The following is a 22,819-nucleotide window of genomic DNA, read 5'->3' as shown; positions in this document are numbered from 1 at the left end:
ACATTCCGATCGTGCGCGCTCCGGGAGCAAGGGAACCGTACCCATCGCCCCCCTCTTATTTCTCCCGCGCCAACTTCACAAACACTTCCTCTAAATCTGCCTGCCCAAACCGCGCCACGATCTCCTGCGCCGTCCCCTCTGCCACAATCTTTCCCCGCTGAAGGAAGATGATTCGATCCGACATCTCTTCCATCTCGTGCATATTATGTGAGCTATAGAGGACGCTCAGCCCGGACGACTGTCTCTCTTCCTTGAGAAAGCTCCGAATCTTTTGTGCGATATCAGGATCCAGGCTCGCCGTCGGCTCATCGAGAAAAAGGATCTTCGGATCGGTCAAAAACGCTTTGGCCAACCCAAGTCGAGTGCTTTGCCCGGAAGAAAGCTTGCGCGTCACTTTATGACGAAACTCCTCCATCTCGAGCCGCTTCACGATGTCATTGATTCGTTCTCGAATCTGAGACAGACCATACAACCGCCCAATCACCCAGAGGTTCTCTTCTACCGTGAGCGCCTGCGGCAATGAGACATAGGTCGAGGAAAAATTCACTTGCTGCAGAATGCTCTCTCGATCAGTCGCCAGATCGAGCCCGAACATCTGAATGGATCCGGCAGTCGGTGTGACGACCCCGAGCAGCATCTGAATCGTGGTGGTCTTCCCCGCTCCATTTGGACCCAGCAATCCAAGAATTTCTCCCGGTCTGATGTCGAACGAAATATCGTTGACGGCGAAGAATTCGCCAAATTGTTTGACCAGACGTTGCACATGCAGAATGGGCGTGGGCATGAATGTCAGTCTGTCACTCGTGTAACCGCGACCTGTGAGTTGAAGAGCCGCGCGATGGCATGGCAACCGACACCGAATGTCGGTTACCTTGTGTGAGGGATGCTCACAACGCCAAGAGCGCCAGCATCAGCGACAAAGGCTGAGCGAGGGCCGGTTTAAGCTTCTAGTCCCTGTTCCGAGCGAGCCTGCGATCTTGGAAACTGCTTCATGATTAACGCGGCAACGCCGACGACGTCATCCAGCCCAAAGAGTGGAACGTGCAGATCTACAGGCTTATCCGATACCACCGCGAGTAGCCCTTCCGTAGAAACGGGGATTTCCCCGACCTGCTCACGGACGACAATGATCTTGGGATACCGTTCGTGCTTCCATCCTTCTGCGATGATCAGGTCGTAGGTGTGATCGAGAAACCGATCCCGGACGTCTTCGACACGCATCTGATCGGACACATCGGCAAACATTGCCATGCTCCCCTTGGAGAGAACCACGACGCTGCTCGCTCCGGCTCGCTTGTGACGCCAGCTGTCTTTCCCTTCCGTATCGAGATCAAACCCGTGTCCCGTATGCTTTACAGTTGCCACCTTGTAGCCGGCTCTGACCAACTCTGGAATCACACGCTCGATCAGCGTGGTTTTCCCGCTGTTCGACCGACCGACAAACGCGACGATAGGTATGCCCATGATAAAACCGGTCAATCGTCATTGGCCAGGAGAGATCGCCAATGCTCCTCCCGCTTGGCTAATGACTGACGACCAGTGACCTCCTTTTTGTCAGCAACAGGACTGGTGATGTCCACTTGTGTGACTTGAGTCTGTCGGGCTGGCCCAGGCTACGCCGCTCAGCAGTTGAACCGATACGAGATCACCCAGGCTCACTCGCTCCACTTCGACGGGAATATCGATCAAGCAATTGGCCTTCACCATGGACGTCAAGATTCCAGAACCTTGCGCACCAGTCGTTCGAACCATGAACACACCATCTTCCCGAGTCAGCACGCCGCGGAGGAAATGGCGTCGGTCCGGCCGTTTTGAGAAGCTCTCCTGGAAAAGCGCCTGGACAACCGGCCGACCATAACTCCGGTGTCCACTCATTTTGAGCAGTGCCGGCCGCACAAGCTGCTCGAACGTCACCATGGAGGACACGGGATTTCCCGGCAACCCAAAAGCCAGCTTACCCTGAATCTTCCCGAAGGCCAGCGGCTGCCCAGGCCTGATTGCCAACTTCCAGAAGTTCATGTCTGCGCCCAGTTCATGAAAGACCGCTTTCGTGAAATCATAATCACCCATCGATACGCCACCCGACAGCACAAGAATGTCTGCCGTCAGGCCTTGTGAAATCTTTTCCTTCAGTGCCGCGGGTGTGTCTCTCGCAATCCCCAGCAGCAGGGGAATACCACCTGCCTCTTTGACGGCTGCGGCAATCCCGTAGCTATTGGAGTTGATGATTTTTTCCTCGCTAAACCGCTCGTCCAAATCCGCCAGTTCATCACCGGTCGAAAGAATCGCGACCCGAGGCTGCTGATAGGCAAAGATGAACGATTTGGCGAGAATCGCCAACATCCCCGCTTCACCCGAGCGAATTTGCGTCCCTTTTCCAATGATACATTCGCCCTTCTTGGCATCTTCCCCTTGGGGTCGAATATTGGCGCCTTGCTGCTCCGGCTTGAAGACACGAACAGATTCAGCTGTAAACTCCGTATCCTCGACCTTCAAAACCGTATCGGCCCCCTTCGGCAGGGGGGCTCCGGTCATGATGCGGATCGCCTGCCCCGCGCCGACAGATTTTGATGCCATCTTACCTGCAGGAACATCTTCGATCACTTCGAGCGTCACCGGTTTCTGAATCGCATGCTCCTGTTTGATGTCGTTCCAACGCACCGCAAACCCATCCATCGCACTGTTATCCCAGGGTGGATTATCCCGTTCCGCTACGATATCTTCACCAAGGACACGGCCAAGAGCATCGAGGAGGGAGATCTTTTCCAGGCCCAGGATCGGCGTTGCCCCCAACACGATCCGCTGCGCCTCGTGGAGCTGTGTGAGCCCCTCCGTCACATCTGTCGCCTTCACAGTCTCTCCTTCATCAATGCGCCTGCGAAGAAGCAATTTTTACGAGCGACCCGCGCTTTTTACAGAACACTTCGACCTTGTTGGCGATGTCGTGATAACACTCCGCCGTCGGCGTGTCGGAATTAAACATGGCAAATGGCTCGCCGGCGTCGGACTGAATGACGACATCGGGATCGAGGGGAATACGGCCAAGAAATGGCACACCCATACCGATCGCGGAGGCTTCCCCCCCGCCCTTGCGGAATACTTCGATGTGGTTGTGGCAATGGGGACACTCCAGCCCGCTCATGTTTTCGACAATCCCGATGATCGGGACTTCGCTATCTTTGCAGAATGTCACCGACTTGCGGGAATCCAGCAACGCCACTTCCTGGGGCGTTGTGATGATCACCGCACCGCTGACATTCCCGAGCAGGTCGATGGTCGTAACCGATTCGTTGCCGGTACCTGGAGGCAGGTCGATAAACAAGAAATTGAGATCCTGCCACTCGACACCGCCCAGGAGTTGATTGATGAATTCGTACTTGTACGCATCGCGCCAGATGATCGGATCGTCGGAATTCTGCAATAAGAAGGACATCGAGGCAATTTTCAGATTATATGCCTGAAATGGAATAATCCCGCCTGAACTGCTGATCTTCAGCTTCTGACCTTCGGCCCCCACCATTTTAGGAATATTCGGGCCATGGATATCCATATCGCAAATCCCGACATGCCACCCTTTGAGCGCGAGACTCACGGCAAGGTTCGTCGTACAGGTGCTCTTTCCGACGCCACCTTTGTTACTCATGATGAGCACCTTGTATTCGATCCGTTCCATCCGTTTAGCCACCAACCAGCGGCTGTGCCCCTCTTTGTCCTTCTGACAGGTTTCGTTCTCATCACAGATCGCGCAAGCCCACATGTAGACGCATGCATCACTGCCACCGGAGCCGGGGGGTTGAATGACGTTCAATTCACGAGCCATGTATCTTCCCTCTCTAAGACGTTACGTCGGATCTGCCTACTTTCGTTCTTTTCGTCTATCTGTCGGCACGCCGACATAGTCGCCTCCTCCCACGTTAGGGAGTCCCATCGATGGCGCGCTGCCGTTTCCCGCCGCCGCAGTGGCAACGGCCGGCACGGCCGACCCTTCCGATACCGGCTTCTTCTTGTTGAAAAACCCCGCGCTAAAAATCCCAATCTCGTAGAATATGTACATCGGCAAGGCCATGAGACATTGGTTGAAGGGGTCGGGCGTCGGCGTGAGAATTGCGGCAAAGATGAACGACCCCAGCAGCGCCCACTTACGATACCGCTTGAGAAAAGGCGCATCGACCCACCCAAGCTTTGCCATGAGAGTAATCGCGAGTGGAACTTCGAAAATCAACCCGAATATCAGCAAGAACCACAGGGCAAATCCGACATACTGTGCAATGGAGATCTGGGGAATGAAGCCGGCGGTCACACCGTAGGAAATCAAAAAGTTCAGCGCGAATGGAAGCACAAAGAAAAAAGAAAAGCCCACCCCTGCGTAAAAAGCCAGTGCGGTCAACAACACAAACGGCGCCACAAAACGTCGTTCCTGGGCATGGAGCCCAGGCACCACGAAATGCCAGACTTCCCAGAGAATGTATGGGGTAGCAGCGGCAACAGCAAAAAGCCCGGCCACCTTGACGTTTTGCCATAACGCTTCAGCCGGCGCGAGAAAAACAAACGGAACGGTCGGCAAATCAGTCGGCACCCAGGACAAAGAGCCCGGCATGAACATGTTCTGGAGGGGAATGCGAAGCCACTTGACCAACAGATCGGCGTAGAAAAACGTGCCGACAAATACCACGCCAGTGATGATCGCTACACGTGTCAGCCGAACCTGGAGCTCCACGAGGTGCTCCATGACCGGCATCTTCTTATCTTCCAGCGGCTTAAAGATCGTGTCTTGCAGCCACTGGTTGATTGAATTCAAACCGAAGGCCATGCGAGCGTTATCCCATGGTTGGCCACGACCGCCCGGGGACCGGGCGATTGTGGCCAGCGTCATATGTATTACTGGGGATTGACCGCCACAAACAGATTATTCCCCTGCCGGCTCAGAAGCAGGACGGCCATCTCGTCTTTTTTCAGCGCACTCGAAGCTTTCTGGTAGTCTTCGAGCTTGGTCACAACTTGGTGGTTCACTTCCTGAATGACATCACCGCGCTGCACGCCGGCCGATTCCGCAGGACCGCCGCCCTCGACAGACGTCACGACCACACCCGTCATCTTCGCCGGGATGTTCAATTGGCTCATCGTGGCTGCGTCCAACGCTTGCACACGAAGGGATGCGAGGACATTATCCGGCAGCTTCACCGGTTCGACCTGTTCCTTCGGAGGCGATGGCTCCCTCTTCGCCAACATTTCATCCGTCGGCCGCTCCGCCACCTTCACGGCGATAGTCTGTTCCTTGCCGTCTCGCAACACCTTCACCTGTGCATCCTTGCCGACCATCGTGCGTGCGACGAGGTTCCGCAACTGACTCACGTTGAGAACTTCTTTCCCGTTGAATGCAACCACGACATCCCCGCGCTTGATGCCCGCTGCGTGGGAAGGGCCGTTTTCATTCACGTCGCTAATGAGGACACCTTTGCGATGCTCCGGAAGCTTGAAGGATTTTGCCAAGGCCGGCGTAATCTCTTGAATCGCGACACCCATCCAGCCGCGCACGACCTTACCGGTTTTCTGCAGACTCTCAACGATGTCCAGTGCGATACTGCTCGGAATAGCGAAGCCGATCCCCTCGGATCCTCCAGTCCTTGAGAAAATTGCCGTATTGATCCCGATGAGTTCGCCGCTCAAATTAACCAAGGCCCCGCCGGAATTGCCCGGATTGATGGCCGCATCGGTCTGGATGAAATCTTCATAGTCGGCAATCCCGACATTGCCTCGCCCCAACGCGCTGATGATGCCCAGGGTGACGGTCGAACTCAGCCCGAACGGACTGCCGACTGCCAACACAAGATCGCCGACCTGTAACTTCTCATATTCTGCCCATTTTAAGGAGGGAAGGTTCTTCGCGTCGATCTTCACGACAGCCAAGTCCGTCTTCGGATCGGTTCCCACCACTTTTGCGCTGAATTCACGTCGATCGCTGAGCGTGACAGTGATCTGCGTGGCGCCTTCAACCACATGGTTGTTGGTCACGATAAAGCCGTTTGGATCAACGATGACACCGGATCCGGCGCTCTGATCAGGGCGCCCATGCCCTCCGCCTGGAGGCATTGGTGGAGGCGTCGGAAGTTCCCCTCCTGGTGCTTCTTCACCCGGAGGTCCTTCAAAAGGGCCCGGGGGTAACGGCGATCTCCGGCCTCGGCCTCCACTTTTTTCACCTCCGGTCACCGCAATATTTACCACGGCTGGGGTGACCTGTTTGACAATCTCTGAGAATCCTTGTGCCAGCCCGGCTGGAACCCCGGCGGCTAAGGCAGTGGGTTCACTCAACAGGACAGTACATGCCAAGACACTCATGACCAGACCGATACTTGTGAAAAAACCTTGGACATCCCCTCCCTTACTCCGAGTGACCATAACAGCGTTCCTCCACAGGGTTAACTGACGTAACATCATGAGCTGAACGGTATATTGTACACCACAGTTATGAGGGCTTCAAAGACTAACTACTCCCTGTCTGACCCTGCCAAACAGCGCCCAAGGGGATCTTTCGCCCGTCACGAAGCGCCAGCACCTCGCCTCGCGCTGATCGGGCGTGCGTCAGGGACAACTCCATATCCTCCCGGGTGTCGGAACGGTGCAGATGGCGCATCTTCCACCTCCGGCCACGCAGGCTCATGCGTTGTTTTCCGATGTTGGTTTCTACGATCGCTCTCCCTCGACAGATCTGTCAAGTCCAGCAGAGATGTTCCCCTTGCAATCCTGCCTGTGACTCGCTACTCTATTTCTCTTAGGGTCTGGTCTGGTACTGCCTCGTGGTTCAACACAACAGGACTGGTTTCCTATGCCCTACCAGAAGGTTTCAAGCTCCATCGACTGTTCAATCATCCTTCCAGCCTACAACGAGGCTGCCCGCATTCTTCCCTACCTTCGAAGCATCACCTCTTACATGCGAGACCGAGGACAGCCCTATGAGGTTCTCGTGGTTGACGACGGTAGTATCGATGCCACCGCCTCCGTTGTTGAGACGCTGGGTTCATCAGTCCCCGAGATTCAGCTGCTCAGGGCGCCGAGGCGTCGAGGTAAAGGCGCGGCTGTCCGACGAGGGATGCAAGCCGCTGTTGGACGGATCCAACTATTTGCCGACGCGGACGGCGCCACCCCGATTCAGGAACTCGCCCACCTTGAACAGGCCGTAGCGAGTGGAGCCGACGTGGCTATCGGATCACGCGCACTCGCCTCCCAATTGCCGGGTTATACAGTCCACACCCGCTGGTATCGAACCATTTTGACCACCCTATTTAACTCCGTTGTGAGGCAGAGCAGCCTCAGGGGAATCACCGACACGCAATGCGGATTCAAGCTTTTCCGTCAACGTGTGGCAGCAGACCTTTTTCAAGTATCCTCAATCGACGGCTACGGCTTCGACCTCGAACTGCTCTGTATCGCGCAACAACGTGGATACCGCATCACAGAGATTCCTGTGAATTGGTCCCACCAGCCTGACTCGAAATTTCGGGTCTCCAGAGATGTGCTCGCCATGTTACGCGAAATGGCTCTCATTCGACGGAATAAAACCAAGGGCTACTACGCTGTTCCCTCACAGTCGCGGGACTTTCATCCTTCCGCGGCCGGCCAACTCGAGTTTCCTCCCCGATAAGAAAACGAGGCTGTCAGGCCCCCTCTCCTAGATGATCGCCTGTGCATCGTCACTTCACCGTCTGATCATGTTCCCGTTTCGTTTCTGCCCATGCCCGAGACCCTCGGCTTAACCCACCCCTCTATCTATTCAGAAATGCTCAAATCTGAAGACTCTCTCATGCTCGAATTACTCAGCGACAAGTTGCATTCGGTCACACATTTCGGTACGGTCCCAGATCGCAGTTCAGAGGCCAAACCATTCACGGCGGGCGCCTTCCCAAGCCTGCGTGATTTACGGGGTACTGACAAACTACTTGACCAGAACAGGCACGCAAGGTCTGGATACTCGAAGACCTGTTGAGAAGCCATCGCAGGCCGTTCAGAAAGGCCGTCCAGCAAGGCCGCAGCAAGCGACGAGGCGACGCGTACTCTCTGTAGTACGTTGAGCCTCTGAGCGCGGCGACCTGCCTGCGCGAAGCGCTTCGGCGGAGGCAGGGAACGCCGCTGGCGGACTTTCTCAACAGCCTGTTCATGAAGACTTCGACTACCATCGCCAATCCACTATAGGCCGTGCTCATCGAACGACACACAAGAGCCTCATCCCAACGATTCACGGCGCATGGTGCCTTCCTCCTGTGTGTCATCATCACCGTGAGTGGTCTGTGGGGGTGCGAGAAGCTGACTTCGATATTTCAGCGAACCCCCTTGCCTGACATGGGCCCTCGCCTGAGCAACTCCGTCAAGCTGACATTCGATCCCTCCTTCACGAATCTCACGATGCAGTACATCAATGGGTGCAATAGCCCGCGCGAACTTCATGTGGGGGAAGAGCTCGAATCGGTCATGATTGACGCGGCTTCCCAAAACTTTTCGGCCGTGACCGTCGCCGGTGGAATTGCCGCGCCGGTCCGGCCGGACACGGAAATTGTGCTCACACTCCAACGCTCGAACTTCAAGCTCTGGACCGATACTGTCTACGACCGGGTGCCTGCGGACATCGCCATCGAAATACTTCTCACTTTTAAGGACGCTGCGGGGAAGGAGCTTGGCCAGCAGACTGCGTCGATCACACACCAGCAACGACTGATTCTAGAGCCGAGCCTCCGCCGATGCGATTACGGCAATATCGGGGAGTTTGTGCATGATGCTGGGGTCGCTCTCTCAACGCAATTCATCCGCGCCGCCAGGATCCAGTTAGCAGCCACTGGCGGAACCGCCCCTGTCACAATGGCGGCATCACCATCGAAGGCAGGTTCAACAACCACGACCTTTCCAGCCGATGGCCCTCGATCGGCACTCTCGTTCAAAGCCGTTGTGTTGGACGAGAACGGCGATTTGGTCTTTGAGGGAGGCGAGCGCCTTCTCGTGCGCATCGGCCTCATGAACGGAGGAGAACAGGAACTTCAGGGGGTCACTGCGACCTTGAAAGGTACCGCCTCGGTGCTCGAACAGTTTCCGACCACCACTGTCGTGGTCGGGCGGCTACAACCAGGTCAATCCCGCTCAGTTGAATTTGCGGCGACATTGCCGCAGTCTGTCCTGCAACAGAAAGCAGAGATTCATGTGGTAGTGTCTGATTCAGGAACCCATGGTCAGCCTCCGAGTCAAGTCCTACCCCTGTCGATCCAACCGTCTGGTCTCAAAGCCGAGGACGTGGATACCATCCCTGCTGTAACCGGGGGGGGTCGGCAGCCACACACCTACTTGCTCTCAATTGGAATCGGGTCGTATCGAGACCAACAAACCGAAGCCCGAAAGTCCGCTTCCTTGGACGCCGAGATGGTCTCGAACTATTTTCGGTCCCTCGGCGGGTTGCCTCTGTCCAACGTCCGTTTGCTGCAGGACCGGACAGCCATACGCTCGGATATTGACGAAGCCCTGTTGGATTGGCTCCCACCTCACATGAACAGGGACGCGGTCGTGATCGTCTATTTTGCCGGCCTGGCTTCGGTCTCATCGACGGGAGAAGTGTTTCTGATCCCCTACGATGGAACCGCTGTGACGACATCACGATCGTACCCGCTCAAACGCTTGGAAGCAGCGCTGTCCCGCTTACAAGCTAAACACACCCTGTTTTTGTTCGATGGTCTTGTGTTGCCAGTGGAGCCGAATCACCGGACCAAGACCTCCCTCCCCCAATGGAACCCTACAGGGAGTTCGACTATCCATGTCATTGGAACCAGCGACATCGGACAGAGGTTGGAGGACAACCAGCATCGGCATGGCCTGTTCACCTACTATCTGCTGCGGGCGCTGCGCGGCGAAGCCGATACCAACCGGGATGGTGATGTGACACTCGGCGAAACCGTGACCTATCTCAGCCAGAAAGTGCGTTGGGCCTCCAAAACCCACCTGGACCAGGAGCAACGTCCATTCACTATTCCGGCGCTCCGCTCAACCGATCCTTCTGCTACCTTGATACTGGCCAAGCCTGCTGTGATTCAGGGAGCTGAAGGCCGCTAGGCGCTACTGCCGCTGACTACAACACCCCAATTCAAGGCCAGAAAACAAAAAAAGAGGGTGGAGGATTCGACCCCCACCCTCTCAAACTCACGGCTACGGCGAAGCTACTCTTTATCTTTGCAGAAGGCTCGCTCGTAGTTGATGATCGTCCAGGCCTCTTCCTCCGTGATCGCGGCCGGGATTAACGGCACCATGCCTGTGCCTGCGCTGCCATTCTTGATCACCCAGAAGAGTTCGCCATCTTTCCGCTTCTTATGGAACTTACAGTTCGTGAAATTACGTGGGGCCGGATTCAGAATTTTACCAGCCTCGCCCATGCCATCTCCTTCCTTACCATGGCAATTGAAACAGGTTCCCTTGCCCTCGTACAGAGCCTTTCCCTTGGCAAGGGTCTCCGGACTTGAGGCGACTGGATTCTTGGCGGCCCTCGCATCGGCCATCTGATCCGCTGGAACGCGGGCCTTCAGCGGGTCCCTCTCTTCGCCTGCGTATGCCGAGACCGATAGCAGCATTAGCACTGCGCTGATTCCCAAAAACTTAGAAAAATACCCCATCAGACTTCCTCCTTTGTGTTTAACCACCGCAGATGACTCAGCCTCTCAGCAACGGCTCTGAGATCCATAGTAAAGTCACAAAACGCGGGCGAATATAACAACGGCCTTCCACTCCTGTCAAGCAATCCATCGCGTTGCGATATGTCCCCACACATCCGTGACTGGCCCACGATCGTTCCCGGCCTCATCCCCCTCCTCTCATAACGGCTTTCATTCCTGATGAGATATGACAATCAAAGCTCATGCCAGAACCCGCAAGGGGTGAGATACAATATTCCGGCTAGTTAGGAACGTCCCATCACCAAAAATATAGAACAGCTTAAAAATGGTGGCACCATTGCGCCTCAGTCCCTACTCCTACGCCCCATCTCTCACATTCGTCTCCCAGTGCAACTCTTGCGGAAGATAAGATCACGACAATCTACCACAAAACTCGGGCATGCGTGAGTGTGGTTAGAATGGAAGGCCCCATCAGATGAGGGCCGGGGAAACTCACGCGGTGCAACCGGAGAGACAGTGCTGGCGAAAGATTAGCGCTTGACAATAATATCGCGTGCGACTTTGCCACTCGGGCCGAAGGGCTTTTGAGGTACGCCATTGAGCTCGGCCTTGACTCCCCCTGCGTTACCAAGCGTCAAGGTAAACTGGTCCTGGCCTTTCCATGTGGCCTTTTCTCCAGGTCTGAGCAGGACCTCTTGAGGGCTACCGCCATCGATTTGAACGACGACCCAACTCAGCTCTGTCGCTTCAAGCTCAAGCGCCAACTGCCCCTCTGTTGCTTCCGACCCCTCGAGTGAAATCCCGCCCAGTGGTCCGTCGCTACCAGGCGACGAAGGACTCGGAGCTGCTAGTACCGGAGCAGCCGAAGCCGTTGCGGGCTTGGTCGCTGGCTCAACATGGTTTCCTGCGCTCACCTCAGCTGACGAGACGGGGGGATCGTTCGGTTTCGTCTTGAGGGACGGGAGGATCTCCTCAGCCAGCTGGCTTGGCGGAGATTCCTGAGATTCTGGAGCCGGTTGAGTGGTTCGCTTGGATGCGGAAGGAACGGAGTCTGTGCTCGAACGCCGGACGAGGAGCGACGACTGTTCACGGCTTAAGAGAAAGATGAGCGTGAGGATCGCGATACCGATCGCAATCGCAACGGCCTTCCGATTGACTTGACGTTTCCGCTCTTCTTCGGCCTGCCGCACTCTCAACCGTTCTCGTTCTGCCTGCTTGTCGTAGTACGTGCCTGCCGATTGAGCGAATCGGTGGATCGCATCCTCTTCATCAAGCCCAAGGGACCTGGCATAGGACCGGACAAAGCCTCGCGCAAACACTTGGTCGGGCAACTTGGCGAAGTTCCCCTCTTCTAACGCCTTCACGAAATCAGTTCGAATTCGCGTCTTGGATGCGACTTCGTCGATGGTGAGCCCCTTCGTCTCCCGCACCTGTCTGAAAAATTCACCGATCGATTCCATGGGTGTCTCTCTATTACTTGATCCTTGTCAGCAGTTCCTTCGCAGCTGCGGCATACTCGCCGCCCTTATCGAGCGTCGTCACCTTGGTCAGCGCCTCCCGTGAGCGTCGTTCGAATCCCAGCTTGTAGTAGGCACGCCCCAGCTCCAACTGTAACAACGCCGGTGGAACGTTTGGTGGATTGACCACTAGGGCATCCTCAAACGATTCCATCGCCCCCTGGTAATCACCTTCGTGGGCCAGCGCCTGGCCGAGATGGAACCGGGCCAGGTCCGGGGTTCCATACAAGGGATTGGTCAGTGCTTGACGGAATGAGGCGATCGCTTCCGTCCATCGCCCCTGCTTTTCCAATATCTGGCCCAGATATGTGTGGGCTTCCGAGTAGCTTTCATCAAGCTTTGTCGCCGCCCTAAATTCTTCTTCGGCTTGGGGCAATTTACCCTGCATCGCCAGAATATGACCGAGCCCGTATCGCGCCTCCTTGTTGTTCGGATCGAGATTCACAGCCTTCTGGAACGATACAAAGGCCTTCTGCTGATCCTTATCCAGACTCGCGAGGCCTTCGTGGTAATAGCCTTTTGACTTCTGTACCGAACCTTCCGAGGTCGCACAGCCGGGTAACCAGCTGATCAGCAGAGCCATCGCAAGCAATGGACGAGCAAATAGTCGAACAATCAAACAGGCAAGGCGAATCTGGGTCACGAAAGATCCTCGAAATGGGTCAATTGCTTAAAGGCTCGAAACCGCTCCTGAATCTCTTTGTAATCTAGGATTCTCAAACGGTCAAGACTAAAGGCTTCTACAGTAAATGAGGCCATGACGCTCCCGAAGATAATTGCTTGTTTGAAGGCTTCGGCCGAACGGTTGCCTGTAGCCGTCAAATAGCCCAGAAAGCCTCCGGCGAAGGTATCACCTGCACCGGTCGGATCTCGTACGTCTTCCAGCGGAAAGGCCGGAGCTCCGAATACCTGCTTCTCATTGAACATCAATACCCCATACTCCCCACGCTTGATAATGAGGTGCTTGGGCCCACGCGCAAGGACTTTTTGCGCCACTTTCACCAGATTCGAGTCTTCGCCGAGCGCCCGAGCCTCACCGTCATTAATGATCAGAATATCGACCTGCTCCAACACCCGCCACAACGCGTCTCGCTTGCCATTGATCCAAAAGTTCATCGTATCGCACGCGACCAATGGCGGACGTGAAAGTTTCTGCAACACATCCAATTGCAGCTCCGGGTCGATATTTCCGAGAAACAATACGTCCGGTGATCGATAGGCCTCGGGGATTTTCGGCCGAAAGGTTTCAAACACGTTGAGTTTCGTATCGAGCGTGTGCGCTTCGTTCAACTGATGCGTGTACTCTCCTTTCCATCGAAAGGTCGAGCCGGATCTCCGTTCCAATCCAGTCACATCGATGCCACGGCTCTTGAGGAAGGCCAGGTGTTGCGGGGGGAAATCTTCCCCCACGACTGCGATAAGATCGACGCTGGCAAAATAACTGGCGGCGGTTGAAAAATAGGTGGCCGAACCTCCAAGGACCTCGCTGACCTCCCCGAAAGGTGTCTTCACCGTATCTAATGCGACTGACCCGACGACGAGCAACTTTCCCATGACTTAACGAACCCCTTTCCTCACTGGAACAACCCGTTCCATCAACAGAGCCAGCTTTCGTCTGAGAGCGGCCGGCATCTGATCGGGCGCTGTGATGATGGCATCCTGCAACGCGCGCTGGCAGCTGCAGGCCTTGACTGCTGCCACTGCAGGCAGCACCGACCGCAACAGTCGCTTGGCCAGCGTGACATTCTGGCGGAGCGTGGTCAAAATCGCCTCGACGGTGACGGCCTCTTCCGTCTCATGCCAACAATCGTAATCGGTCGCCAGGGCCACCGTGGAGTAACAGAGCTCCGCCTCTCGCGCAAGCTTCGCCTCGGGAAGATTGGTCATCCCGATCACGCTAGCACCCCACTGCCGATAGAGGCGGGACTCCCCTTTGGTTGAAAACTGCGGCCCTTCGATGCAGAGGTAGACACCGCCCTGATGTACCGTAGCGCCGACCATGCGGCCTGCTTCCAACAATGAGGAACCAAGCGAGGCGCAGACCGGATCGCCAAACGCCACATGCGCCACGATCCCTCCTTCGAAGAAGGTCGATACCCGCCGCTTGGTGAGGTCGATAAATTGATCCGGCAACACCACATCCCCTGGCTTGATCGACTCCTTCATACTCCCAACCGCGCTCACAGAAATCACCCGTCGAACCCCAAGAGACTTGAGCGCATAAATATTCGCGCGATAATTGATTTCAGAGGGATTCATCCGATGGCCGCGCCCATGCCGCGAAAGAAATGCGATACGAACCCCTTCTAACTCGCCGAGCAAAACCTTATCGGAGGGGGCCCCAAAGGGAGTCTTGACCGGGCGTTCCATGACCTTGCGAAGCCCTTCGATGTCGTACAGCCCACTGCCGCCGATGATGCCGATGTCGGCATGTCCTCCGGTTTTCTGCCGTGTCATTCCTGCTCCTCAAGTGTGCTCAGAAACCGACCCACCGATCCGATCACCAGCGACGCCGTGTGCCGGACTGATTCCGACTCCTCAATCGTCAACCATTGAATTCCCGGTTCCTTTCGAAACCACGTCAGTTGTCGTTTGGCATATTGTCTCGTGTCCCTTTTGAACCGACGAATCATTTCAGCTGCGTCATACTCACCGGCCAAGTGCTCTGCCACCTGGCGATACCCCAAACCCTTCATGGCCCCACTCTCACGCCGATACCCCTGGGCCAGGAGCTGTCTGGTTTCTTCTATCAAACCATGAGCCAGTTGCCAGTCAATCCGGCTCTCGATACGCCGATACAGCGCACCGCGGTCCCGGTTCAAGCCGATGATCAAGGCTGAAAATGGCCTTTCAGTAAATCCATGTTCCTGCTGAAACTCCGACATCCGGCGACCGGATAACTGGTACACTTCCAGCGCACGGATTACTTTCGATTCGTCGCGGGGATGCAATTGCGCCGCGACCATTGGGTCGATCGCTGCAAGTCGAGCATAGAGGCGATCGTGTCCTTGGTCAATCGCCTCCTGCTGCAGAACCTTCCTCAGAATTGGATCGGACGGTGGCGCGCCACACAAGCCCTTCAGGAGGGTCCTTACATAGAGCCCTGTGCCGCCTACAACGAGAGGAAGACGGCGGTCTTTGTACAGGCGTTCGATCTCATCCACTGCATGACGTCGATATGCACCGGCATTAAATAGCTCACCAGGACCGACGAGGTCGATTAGTCGGTGGGGAACCCCCTGGCGTTCCTCCGGAAATGGCTTATCCGTCCCAATGTCCATCCCACGATAGACTTGACGGGAATCTGCCGTGAGCACCTCGGTCTCGAAAGTCTTGGCTACCTCGACCGCAATGCGGCTCTTCCCCACAGCAGTCGGACCCACGATCACAACCACAGGCTTGCAACAGACTTGCTTCCCTGAGAGACGGCAGGTTGCTTTCGCTGGAATGGTCATCATGACCATCCAACCCTGCCGAACAGCTGGGCGAGTTCATCTGTGGAAAGACGAAAGGCCGTGCGACGCCCATGCGGGCAGGTCATGATCAACCCTTCCTGTACCCAATCGTGGATCAACTGCTGAATCTCAGGAAGCGCCAAGGTACGCCCAGCGCGTACGGCCCCATGACAGGCCATAGACGCCAAGACCGGTTGAACGCGTAATTCCAAGGACGAGGCTCGATCCCACTCGGTCAAGTCCTCGAGCAGGTCCTGTACCAACACCGCCGCATCCACCTTGCCCAACCCGACCGGCACTCCCCGAATCGCCACGCCTGTTGCGCCAAAAGGTTCAACCAGCAGACCGAGTTTTTCCAGATCGTCGCTGCGCTTGAGCAGCAGTAGACTCTGCGCTGCCGGCAGTTCGACCGGTTCCGGAATCAGGAGCGGCTGCGACGGGATTTCCCGGCTCTGCCAGCCTCTCCAAAGCCGTTGGAAAAGAACACGCTCATGCGCCGTATGTTGATCGATCACTTGCAGTTCATCACCCACCTGAGCCACGAGATAGGTCCGGAGGATTTGCCCGAGTGGCACGATGTCAGGTTTCTCCGCCCGCTGATACATCGCAACTGGCTCGTGAGCGAAGGCAACCTGACTTCCTTCGACGATGCCGGATAGGGTCTCCGTATCGTTCATCATGATTCGGGAATCCCGGCCAGTGGCTGGGATCAAGCCAGCCTGGCGAGAGCCACTGAGTAGATCGACCTGCCGCACGGCAGTAGGAAGCGACTCCGGCATCGTCTGCGATGCCCCTCCCTGCGTCAGACCCAGCACAACCTTCCGCCCAGATCCATCGAGTGCATGACGGACGGTCTGACGCACCAACTGATGAAGAGCTTCCGTGTCTGCAAAACGGACCTCTTTCTTCGTAGGGTGTACGTTGACATCGAGTCGGTCGGGTTCGATATCCAGGAAGAGCACGAACGTTGGGTGATGCCCCTTGGGCAGGAACGACCCATACCCATCCACGATCGCATGAAACACAGTCGCATTGCGGATAGGCCGCCGATTCACAAACAATTCCTGTGGCGTTCTCGAGGATCTCGCATGAAGCGGATCGACCATCACGCCACGGATCGACATTCCTGCTATCCGACCCCGCGCCTCAATAGTTCGATCGAGAAAGGCTGGGCGATAGACTTGAAGGATCCGATCACGATCCGTGGTGACGGCAGGATAGTTGAGAATCTCCTGGCCGTTATGGGTCAGACGGAAATGAACCGATGGCCAGGCAAGGCCGGCGAGTTGAACGACACGGCTGATATGAGAGAACTCCGTCGTGGCTGATTTCAGAAACTTCCTTCTGGCTGGCTGATTGAAAAACAAATTGGACACTTCGATCCTGGTGCCCGGCACGGCGGGGGCGTCCACGACGGAACCGCTGCCGCCTGCGACCAGGGTGAACTGCGATCCCACAGTGGTGTCTTGCCTTGTTGCAGTCGTCACCAGGACATGCGAGACGGACGCGATGCTGGGTAGCGCCTCACCTCGAAAACCCATCGTGGTCACCGAGGCGAGATCCCGATCGGACCGGAGCTTGCTTGTCGCATGCCGCTCGAACGCCAGGGGAAGATCGGCACGGCTGATCCCTTCCCCATCATCTGTCACTCGAATGAGGGTCAGGCCGCCGTCTTTTACATCGACCGTGATATGCAGGCCCCCTGCATCGAGACTGTTTTCCAATAACTCTTTTACGACCGCAGCAGGGCGCTCGACGACCTCGCCAGCCGCGATGCGGCTGACTACATCGCCTGGGAGGACATGGATCTTCGTCGAACAGCTGGCGGCAGGCATAAAATTAGACCCCGGGGGATGCCAGAAACAAGGAAGCCATCATGTGCCATCTCAATGGACGTCCGATCATCGAATGTCGGCCAGCTTGTTCTTGGCCAGCTTGGCCTCATCCGACGTGGGGAACTCTTCGATAACCCGCTTGAGATTCTTTTTCGATTTGGCAAGATCTCCGGTTTCTCCCGCTGCAAGCCCCGATTTGAAAAGTGCCGCCGGCACCTTTTCGTTTCCCGGATACTCTGCCGTGAGATACTCGAACGATTGCATCGCGCGGACGTAATCTTTCTGCTGATAGGCAGACTCGCCCAACCAGTAGTAGGCATTCGGCGTCAGCGACGTGCCAGGAAAGTCCTTCACAAATCGCTGAAAGCCGGCCACGGCAAGATCATATTTCCCATTGAGATAGTCGTTGTACGCGAGATTGAATGCCGATGTCGGAGTAATCGTGGGAACGCCTGGCACCATGGTCGATACATCGCCAGGGGAGCCCCCCTTCTGTGGTCTTGGGGGACGAGTCTGTTCTCCAGAGGTTGGCTCTGGCCTGGGCGCAACCGGGATACCTGCTCCCTCATCGGACTTGGCCAATCGGCTTTCTAACTTTTGGATCCGTACAGACAGGTCGTCGAACCTCGGATCAAACTTCTGCCTGGCGGACTCAGTATCCTTCACCCGCTCCAGAGACTCCAGACGCCGTTGCAACGCATCCAATCGCTTTTGATCTTGATCTTGAGATTTCGACACAGTCGACAAGTGGTCACGCACCTCCACAAAATCGGCGTGGTTGGCACATCCAGCGAGCCACAGCATTGCTCCGGCCGTAAGAGCCACACCCTCCCACGAATCTATTTTTTTGCGCATCACGGTTATTGCAACTCCTTCAACTGGGATAATTTATCGGACGCTTTTCCTGCCTCCGGACTCCGTGGATACAACGTCACCACCTGTGTGAAGGCTGAAGAAGCGCGCTTCTTATCTTTCATGGCCAGGTACGCGTACCCTTTCTTCAAGATCGCAGCCGGCACCTTTTCACTCCGGGGGAAATCCAGCTCGACGCGGTCATACGAATCGATCGCCTGTTGATAATCCTTCTTGCCGTAGTACGCTTCACCGAGCCAATATCGAGCGTTTGGAGACAGATCCGAGTTCTCATAGTCCCGTAAAAATGCGGCGAAGCCCTGCCTGGCTCCATCCAAATCTCCCTCACGGAACAGAGCCAGTAGACGTTCGTACTCGATTCTATCGGAGCGCTGGCCACCAGGACTGACTTGCTGGGTGGGCAGTTCTTCGGCCACGACAGCCGGCGAGATCGCTTCAGCCGGTTGCCCTGTTTCCACTTGCGCATGGAGCGCTGTCGAAGAGGTCTCCTGTTCAGCTTTTCGGAGCTCGGATGAAGGCTCCAACGCTGATCGATGAGCCGGCTTCGTGGTCGACGGACGCGCTCCTCCCTTGTTTCCCCCTCGTGCGCGCACATCCTGCGCGATCTGATCGAGTGCCTTGGAAAGGCTATCCAGACGACGCTCCTGCTCTTCGAAACGAGCAGCAAATTTCTGCGCGACAGAGGCGACACTCTTATTCACCTCGCTCAAATGACCGGTCACCGCTTTGTTCGTCTCATTGATATGGGTTGTCGACAGTCTGCCCGCCTGCTCTTCTTGGCTCAACCGCTCGCTCAATCCCGCCAGTATCTTCTGCTGCTCTTCTAAACGCGCGTCGAGATTCCTGGCAAGCCCGCCGTTCGTCTTCTGCACGGCCTCGATGATCTCTTTCCGCACCACCTCCATTTGTCTGCTCACATCGTCAAGGCGAGCGTTCACATCCATGCGGAGTTGGTCACGCTCCTGCTTATTCTTGACATCCTGAGCATTGAGGCTCTCACGCACCTGGTTGTAGCGGGTGGTATTATCCGCATCCAGCTTCGCGGCCAACTGTTCGAGGCGCTTGGTTTGCAGCTCAAGTTGTACCGAGCGCTGCTTGAGATCTTCCTGCTTACCCTGGAGTTCATGAGCCTGGTGCAATGCCCGCTCCAGTTCGCCACGCAACTGCGGCAACTCCTGCTCCCGAAGCACCGAAATCTCCTGACTCTGCCGCGCACGGGTCTGGGCCGACTCATCGCTCGTCTGCTTGATACGTTGCTGGAGATTTCGCTCTGTCTGCTTAAGCTCAGCCTGTTGGGCGAGGCAGCCGGCCGACAATAAGGCAGAGATCGCACAGACCGCTGTCCAGGTTCCCTTTGCATTCGAATGGTTCCACATTGTTCCACCCATACTTATGATAAAGGAATCCACGACTCTTTGTTCAAGGACAACGGAGTCACAGCCAGGCGACAAACAACATATCGCTTACTTCCCGACCTTCACCGCAAGATGTCCACGCCGATTCTGTTGGTAACAGGATTCCGCATGTTCGGTGCAGGACGGCCGCTCTTTCCCATACGAGACAACGGACAGACGATTGGCGCCGACACCCAGTTCGACCAGGTAGTTCCGTACGGCTTTCGCCCTTTTTTCACCGAGTACCAGGTTGTAGGCAGACGTCCCACGCTCGTCACAGTGTCCTTCAACCTTGAGCAGGGCATTCGAATTGGACTTGATCCACTCAGCATTGCGACTCAATGCCTGACGCCCCTCTTCAGTGATCACCCAGCTATCGTAGGCGAAAAATACATCCCGTAAGCCCGCTGCAGCCGACGCAGCCTGCTCGGCACGAATCTCATCGATTTGTCGTCCGGCATTGCTCGAAGGATCCACCTTGGCCAGCATCGTGCCGCTGCCCACACGCTCTTCTGAAGGATTCTTGTCCAGGCCCCGAAGCCCGCCGCCGCCGGGCTGTACGCTGGTGTCCGGGTAGCTACCGACACCGGGCTTGGAACTATCCGCCTTTCCCTGAGTAGACTGGGCATCGCCGCCGGATTGCACAGATTTTTTGCTGCAGCCAGGCATACCAATCAATGCCGCACTCGCTACGAGCGCCACACCAAACGTACAGAGTGTTTTGCGCATATCTTCCTTCTCCTTATTTCCGACGTTAATAAGCTCTGCCTTTTACCTTCATTTATCCGCTAGAGTCACTATTCCATCCTCAGGATGCCGGTGACCAGGAAGGTGCGCTATTGTGCGTGCCCTGGAAGGTGAGCCGCTCTAGATCCTTACCATCGGCATCAATCATGTAGATGTGACTCTTTCCCTCGACCGTCGAACTGAAGACGAGATGCCGACCATCCGGCGACCAGGATGGTGAATCATCGACACCAGGCCCCGTTGTCAATTGCATTCGTTTCTGTCCATCCGGCGTGATGACACAGAGCTTGTACTCTCGTTGCGTCCGGCACACATAGGCAATCCAGTTCCCGCGGGGCGACCACGTCGGCGCGGCATTGTAATCACCGTCAAACGTCAGGCGGCGCACATTCGTCCCATCTGAACCCATGAGGAATAACTGCGGCCCGCCGCCCCGATCCGACACAAATACCAGCTCTCGTCCGTTCGGAGACCAGGAAGGCGACAAGTCACCGGACGGGTTTACAGTCAATCGTTGGATGGTTTTTGTCCTGGTATCCAACCGATAGAGTTCGGAATTACCTTCATGACTGGAGGCGAATGCCAGGAAGTTTCCGTCAGGGGACAGCGCCGGAGTGATATTCAATCCCCCCAGAGAAATAAGAGTCCATCGTTTACCCGTCGCCAACTCGATCATATCGATGGTCTGAGTATTACGATCACGATAGGCAGTGAAGACAAGGAACCGGCGATCTGGAGACCATTGCGGCATGAGGTTCAGAAATCCATCAGCCGTGAGCTGACGCGCATCGTACCCATCATAATCCATCACAAACAACTCGCGAGCAGTTCCCTGCTGAGCCACATACGCGATCTTGGTCCGTGCGATGCCCGGCTCACCCGTGTACCGAAATACCAGTTCATCAACAAAGCGGTGCGCCATCAGCCGCACAACTGATGGAGACCCCGCATAGCGTTTCCCCCCCACAACTTCGTCGCTCCCGCTGTCGTAGACAAAGCCCTCCATATTCACGTCGGCATCCTTCTGCGCCTCTTTCATGACTGCTTTTCCCCAGACCAAGACCGAGACACCCTTTTCAGCTACTTGTTTGAATACAGCCTTGGAACCGGTCCCTGTCCCATTGCCGATATTGGATGGTGTAATTCCAAGACTGGGCAAATCCACCAGATCGAAGACCAAGGAGCGTTTTACATCCTTCTTAAGGACTTCTTCGATTCGCCCCCCTAACCACTCGGGACCTCCCCCGTTTTGTATCCCCGCAATACCCAGAGAAATCTTTTGGAAGTCGGGGCGGGTGACCTCAAGGAACACATCCGCTGCTCCAGATTCAAGAATACCGACAGCTCCTGCCAGGAACAGTACCCCTCCGAACCAGGCGCTGATCATTTTCACCTTGGTCATCCGACTGATTCTCCGACTCGAAATACCATCTCTACATCTTTATAGCTGTCTGCCATTTCAGCAGGAAATGCAGGCAGAATTCGCGGTCGCAGTACAGCACGCTGGCCCGCCAGATCAAAATAGGTGTTCCCGGAAGACTGCTGAACAACCACATCTTTGATCACCCCATCCCGTTGAAGCCGAAACTTGACAACCATCGTATAGGTTTGGCCTGTCATATCTACCGGGGGAGGCTCCCAGTGGCTACTAATAATGGACTGGACACGAGCCCAGTACGGATTCGACCCTGCCGTACCGGAAATCTTCAGGACCGTCTCGGGAGCCTTGACCGCTGGAATCTTTACGTCTTGCTGCGCCATCGGCTTGACCGGTGCCTCGCTCGGTTTCACCTCTTTTGGGATGTCCAGCTTGGCTGCAGGCTGAAACTGTTTGACCTTTTTCAGCTCCTCTTCCAATTCACGATTCAGCTCGTCGCTGACTGTGGACTGCTGGGGAAGTTTCGCCACCTGTTGGGGTTGAGCCGCCGATTTTGTTGCAGGGGTCAAATCTCCAAACTTCGGCGCATCTGGCGGAAGCTGAAGATCCTGCAGTATATCCCTTCTTTTTTCGCCTATCGGAGGCGTGGGAGAAGGCGTCACGCTTGGGGGCAGCGCCTTGACTGTAGGTGCCGGCTTCGGATCCGAAACCTTTGCTGATTCGACCGGCTTCACCGACTCAACCGGCTTTGGCGGCGTTGGCAAACTGACCAACGACACTTCCACAGACGTCAAAGGCCGTTCACTCTGTCGCGGAAACCGGAGCCCCACTGCCACGAGCAAGATCACCACATGAATAACAAGGGAAAGCACCAGCATTCGCTTGAGCCGAGCAGCCAGCCTGGAATGAGCATCCTGATCAAACCAGAGACCTGACTGGACCGACGCCTGGAACGCCATAACAAGCAGCCCCCTCGCACAAAC

20 protein-coding genes are annotated in these 22,819 nt (G+C 56.0%); 2 read left to right on the top strand and 18 right to left on the bottom strand.

Features of this window, described 5'->3' with window-relative positions:
- Positions 1-55: 55 nt before the first annotated feature.
- From HZB34_16660 to HZB34_16635, 6 genes are all read right to left on the bottom strand, one after another.
- Positions 56-784 (bottom strand): ABC transporter ATP-binding protein, encoded by a 729-nt coding sequence (locus HZB34_16660; GenBank protein ID MBI5317594.1) that lies wholly within the window; start codon positions 782-784, stop codon positions 56-58.
- A 155-nt stretch (positions 785-939) separates the two neighbouring features.
- Positions 940-1,464 (bottom strand): molybdopterin-guanine dinucleotide biosynthesis protein B, encoded by a 525-nt coding sequence (mobB, locus tag HZB34_16655; GenBank protein MBI5317593.1) that lies wholly within the window; start codon positions 1,462-1,464, stop codon positions 940-942.
- A 90-nt stretch (positions 1,465-1,554) separates the two neighbouring features.
- Entirely contained in the window at positions 1,555-2,853 is a 1,299-nt protein-coding gene (locus HZB34_16650) for a molybdopterin molybdotransferase MoeA (protein MBI5317592.1), read from the bottom strand.
- A gap of 13 nt (positions 2,854-2,866) precedes the next feature.
- On the bottom strand, positions 2,867-3,820 hold the full coding sequence (locus tag HZB34_16645) for an Mrp/NBP35 family ATP-binding protein (protein MBI5317591.1): 954 nt from the start codon (positions 3,818-3,820) through the stop codon (positions 2,867-2,869).
- A 36-nt stretch (positions 3,821-3,856) separates the two neighbouring features.
- The gene (tatC, locus tag HZB34_16640) at positions 3,857-4,810 is read right to left on the bottom strand and encodes a twin-arginine translocase subunit TatC (protein MBI5317590.1); all 954 of its coding nucleotides are present in this window, start codon (positions 4,808-4,810) and stop codon (positions 3,857-3,859) included.
- A gap of 68 nt (positions 4,811-4,878) precedes the next feature.
- A complete protein-coding gene (locus HZB34_16635) occupies positions 4,879-6,396 on the bottom strand; it encodes a Do family serine endopeptidase (protein MBI5317589.1) in 1,518 nt (505 codons plus the stop codon).
- 427 nt (positions 6,397-6,823) lie between these two features.
- Between HZB34_16635 and HZB34_16630 the strand changes: the two genes are divergently transcribed.
- Together HZB34_16630 and HZB34_16625 are read left to right on the top strand one after the other, a co-directional pair.
- Entirely contained in the window at positions 6,824-7,639 is an 816-nt protein-coding gene (locus tag HZB34_16630) for a glycosyltransferase family 2 protein (protein ID MBI5317588.1), read from the top strand.
- 551 nt (positions 7,640-8,190) lie between these two features.
- On the top strand, positions 8,191-10,083 hold the full coding sequence (locus HZB34_16625) for a hypothetical protein (GenBank protein MBI5317587.1): 1,893 nt from the start codon (positions 8,191-8,193) through the stop codon (positions 10,081-10,083).
- A 104-nt stretch (positions 10,084-10,187) separates the two neighbouring features.
- Here HZB34_16625 and HZB34_16620 read toward each other — a convergent pair whose 3' ends face one another.
- The 12 genes from HZB34_16620 to HZB34_16565 all read right to left on the bottom strand — a co-directional run bounded on the left by HZB34_16620 (position 10,188) and on the right by HZB34_16565 (position 22,795).
- On the bottom strand, positions 10,188-10,637 hold the full coding sequence (locus HZB34_16620) for a cytochrome c (protein ID MBI5317586.1): 450 nt from the start codon (positions 10,635-10,637) through the stop codon (positions 10,188-10,190).
- Positions 10,638-11,167: 530 nt separating this feature from the next.
- Positions 11,168-12,097: a helix-turn-helix domain-containing protein gene (locus HZB34_16615; GenBank protein ID MBI5317585.1), complete on the bottom strand. Its 930-nt coding sequence runs from the start codon at positions 12,095-12,097 to the stop codon at positions 11,168-11,170.
- 13 nt (positions 12,098-12,110) lie between these two features.
- On the bottom strand, positions 12,111-12,797 hold the full coding sequence (locus HZB34_16610) for a tetratricopeptide repeat protein (GenBank protein ID MBI5317584.1): 687 nt from the start codon (positions 12,795-12,797) through the stop codon (positions 12,111-12,113).
- Entirely contained in the window at positions 12,794-13,708 is a 915-nt protein-coding gene (locus HZB34_16605) for a sugar kinase (GenBank protein ID MBI5317583.1), read from the bottom strand. The genes HZB34_16610 and HZB34_16605 overlap by 4 nt, the downstream gene beginning before the upstream one ends.
- A gap of 3 nt (positions 13,709-13,711) precedes the next feature.
- A complete protein-coding gene (gene mtnP, locus HZB34_16600; protein ID MBI5317582.1) occupies positions 13,712-14,611 on the bottom strand; it encodes an S-methyl-5'-thioadenosine phosphorylase in 900 nt (299 codons plus the stop codon).
- Positions 14,608-15,609 carry a tRNA (adenosine(37)-N6)-dimethylallyltransferase MiaA gene (gene miaA / locus HZB34_16595; protein ID MBI5317581.1) on the bottom strand — a complete coding sequence of 334 codons (1,002 nt, stop codon included), beginning with the start codon at positions 15,607-15,609 and terminating at the stop codon, positions 14,608-14,610. The genes mtnP and miaA overlap by 4 nt, the downstream gene beginning before the upstream one ends.
- On the bottom strand, positions 15,609-17,444 hold the full coding sequence (gene mutL, locus HZB34_16590; GenBank protein MBI5317580.1) for a DNA mismatch repair endonuclease MutL: 1,836 nt from the start codon (positions 17,442-17,444) through the stop codon (positions 15,609-15,611). Before mutL ends, miaA begins: the two co-directional genes overlap by 1 nt.
- 66 nt (positions 17,445-17,510) lie before the next feature.
- A complete protein-coding gene (gene ybgF, locus HZB34_16585; protein ID MBI5317579.1) occupies positions 17,511-18,299 on the bottom strand; it encodes a tol-pal system protein YbgF in 789 nt (262 codons plus the stop codon).
- A gap of 5 nt (positions 18,300-18,304) precedes the next feature.
- Positions 18,305-19,693, bottom strand: coding sequence for a tol-pal system protein YbgF (gene ybgF / locus HZB34_16580; protein MBI5317578.1), 1,389 nt, complete (start codon positions 19,691-19,693; stop codon positions 18,305-18,307).
- Between the two features lie 87 nt (positions 19,694-19,780).
- Entirely contained in the window at positions 19,781-20,200 is a 420-nt protein-coding gene (pal, locus tag HZB34_16575; protein MBI5317577.1) for a peptidoglycan-associated lipoprotein Pal, read from the bottom strand.
- A 319-nt stretch (positions 20,201-20,519) separates the two neighbouring features.
- Complete coding sequence (tolB, locus tag HZB34_16570) at positions 20,520-21,860, bottom strand: Tol-Pal system beta propeller repeat protein TolB (protein ID MBI5317576.1); 1,341 nt, start codon at positions 21,858-21,860, stop codon at positions 20,520-20,522.
- Positions 21,857-22,795: a TonB family protein gene (locus tag HZB34_16565; protein ID MBI5317575.1), complete on the bottom strand. Its 939-nt coding sequence runs from the start codon at positions 22,793-22,795 to the stop codon at positions 21,857-21,859. Before HZB34_16565 ends, tolB begins: the two co-directional genes overlap by 4 nt.
- Positions 22,796-22,819: the final 24 nt, after the last annotated feature.

The sequence above is a fragment of the Nitrospirota bacterium genome (assembly GCA_016219645.1).
Taxonomy (GTDB): Bacteria; Nitrospirota; Nitrospiria; order Nitrospirales; family Nitrospiraceae; genus Palsa-1315.
The sequence above is the reverse complement of the archived record's forward strand: the minus strand, read 5'-3'. Positions and strand labels throughout refer to the sequence as shown.

Coding starts and splice junctions, on each gene's coding strand:
- HZB34_16615 (MBI5317585.1), bottom strand. CDS start 12,097: ATGGAATCGATCGGTGAATTTTTCAGACAGGTGCGGGAGACGAAGGGG.
- tatC (MBI5317590.1), bottom strand. CDS start 4,810: ATGGCCTTCGGTTTGAATTCAATCAACCAGTGGCTGCAAGACACGATC.
- HZB34_16635 (MBI5317589.1), bottom strand. CDS start 6,396: ATGGTCACTCGGAGTAAGGGAGGGGATGTCCAAGGTTTTTTCACAAGT.
- mtnP (MBI5317582.1), bottom strand. CDS start 14,611: ATGACACGGCAGAAAACCGGAGGACATGCCGACATCGGCATCATCGGC.
- miaA (MBI5317581.1), bottom strand. CDS start 15,609: ATGACCATTCCAGCGAAAGCAACCTGCCGTCTCTCAGGGAAGCAAGTC.
- HZB34_16620 (MBI5317586.1), bottom strand. CDS start 10,637: ATGGGGTATTTTTCTAAGTTTTTGGGAATCAGCGCAGTGCTAATGCTG.
- ybgF (MBI5317579.1), bottom strand. CDS start 18,299: ATGCGCAAAAAAATAGATTCGTGGGAGGGTGTGGCTCTTACGGCCGGA.
- HZB34_16630 (MBI5317588.1), top strand. CDS start 6,824: ATGCCCTACCAGAAGGTTTCAAGCTCCATCGACTGTTCAATCATCCTT.
- ybgF (MBI5317578.1), bottom strand. CDS start 19,693: ATGTGGAACCATTCGAATGCAAAGGGAACCTGGACAGCGGTCTGTGCG.
- mutL (MBI5317580.1), bottom strand. CDS start 17,444: ATGCCTGCCGCCAGCTGTTCGACGAAGATCCATGTCCTCCCAGGCGAT.
- pal (MBI5317577.1), bottom strand. CDS start 20,200: ATGCTGGCCAAGGTGGATCCTTCGAGCAATGCCGGACGACAAATCGAT.
- HZB34_16605 (MBI5317583.1), bottom strand. CDS start 13,708: ATGGGAAAGTTGCTCGTCGTCGGGTCAGTCGCATTAGATACGGTGAAG.
- mobB (MBI5317593.1), bottom strand. CDS start 1,464: ATGGGCATACCTATCGTCGCGTTTGTCGGTCGGTCGAACAGCGGGAAA.
- HZB34_16660 (MBI5317594.1), bottom strand. CDS start 784: ATGCCCACGCCCATTCTGCATGTGCAACGTCTGGTCAAACAATTTGGC.
- HZB34_16565 (MBI5317575.1), bottom strand. CDS start 22,795: ATGGCGTTCCAGGCGTCGGTCCAGTCAGGTCTCTGGTTTGATCAGGAT.
- HZB34_16645 (MBI5317591.1), bottom strand. CDS start 3,820: ATGGCTCGTGAATTGAACGTCATTCAACCCCCCGGCTCCGGTGGCAGT.
- tolB (MBI5317576.1), bottom strand. CDS start 21,860: ATGACCAAGGTGAAAATGATCAGCGCCTGGTTCGGAGGGGTACTGTTC.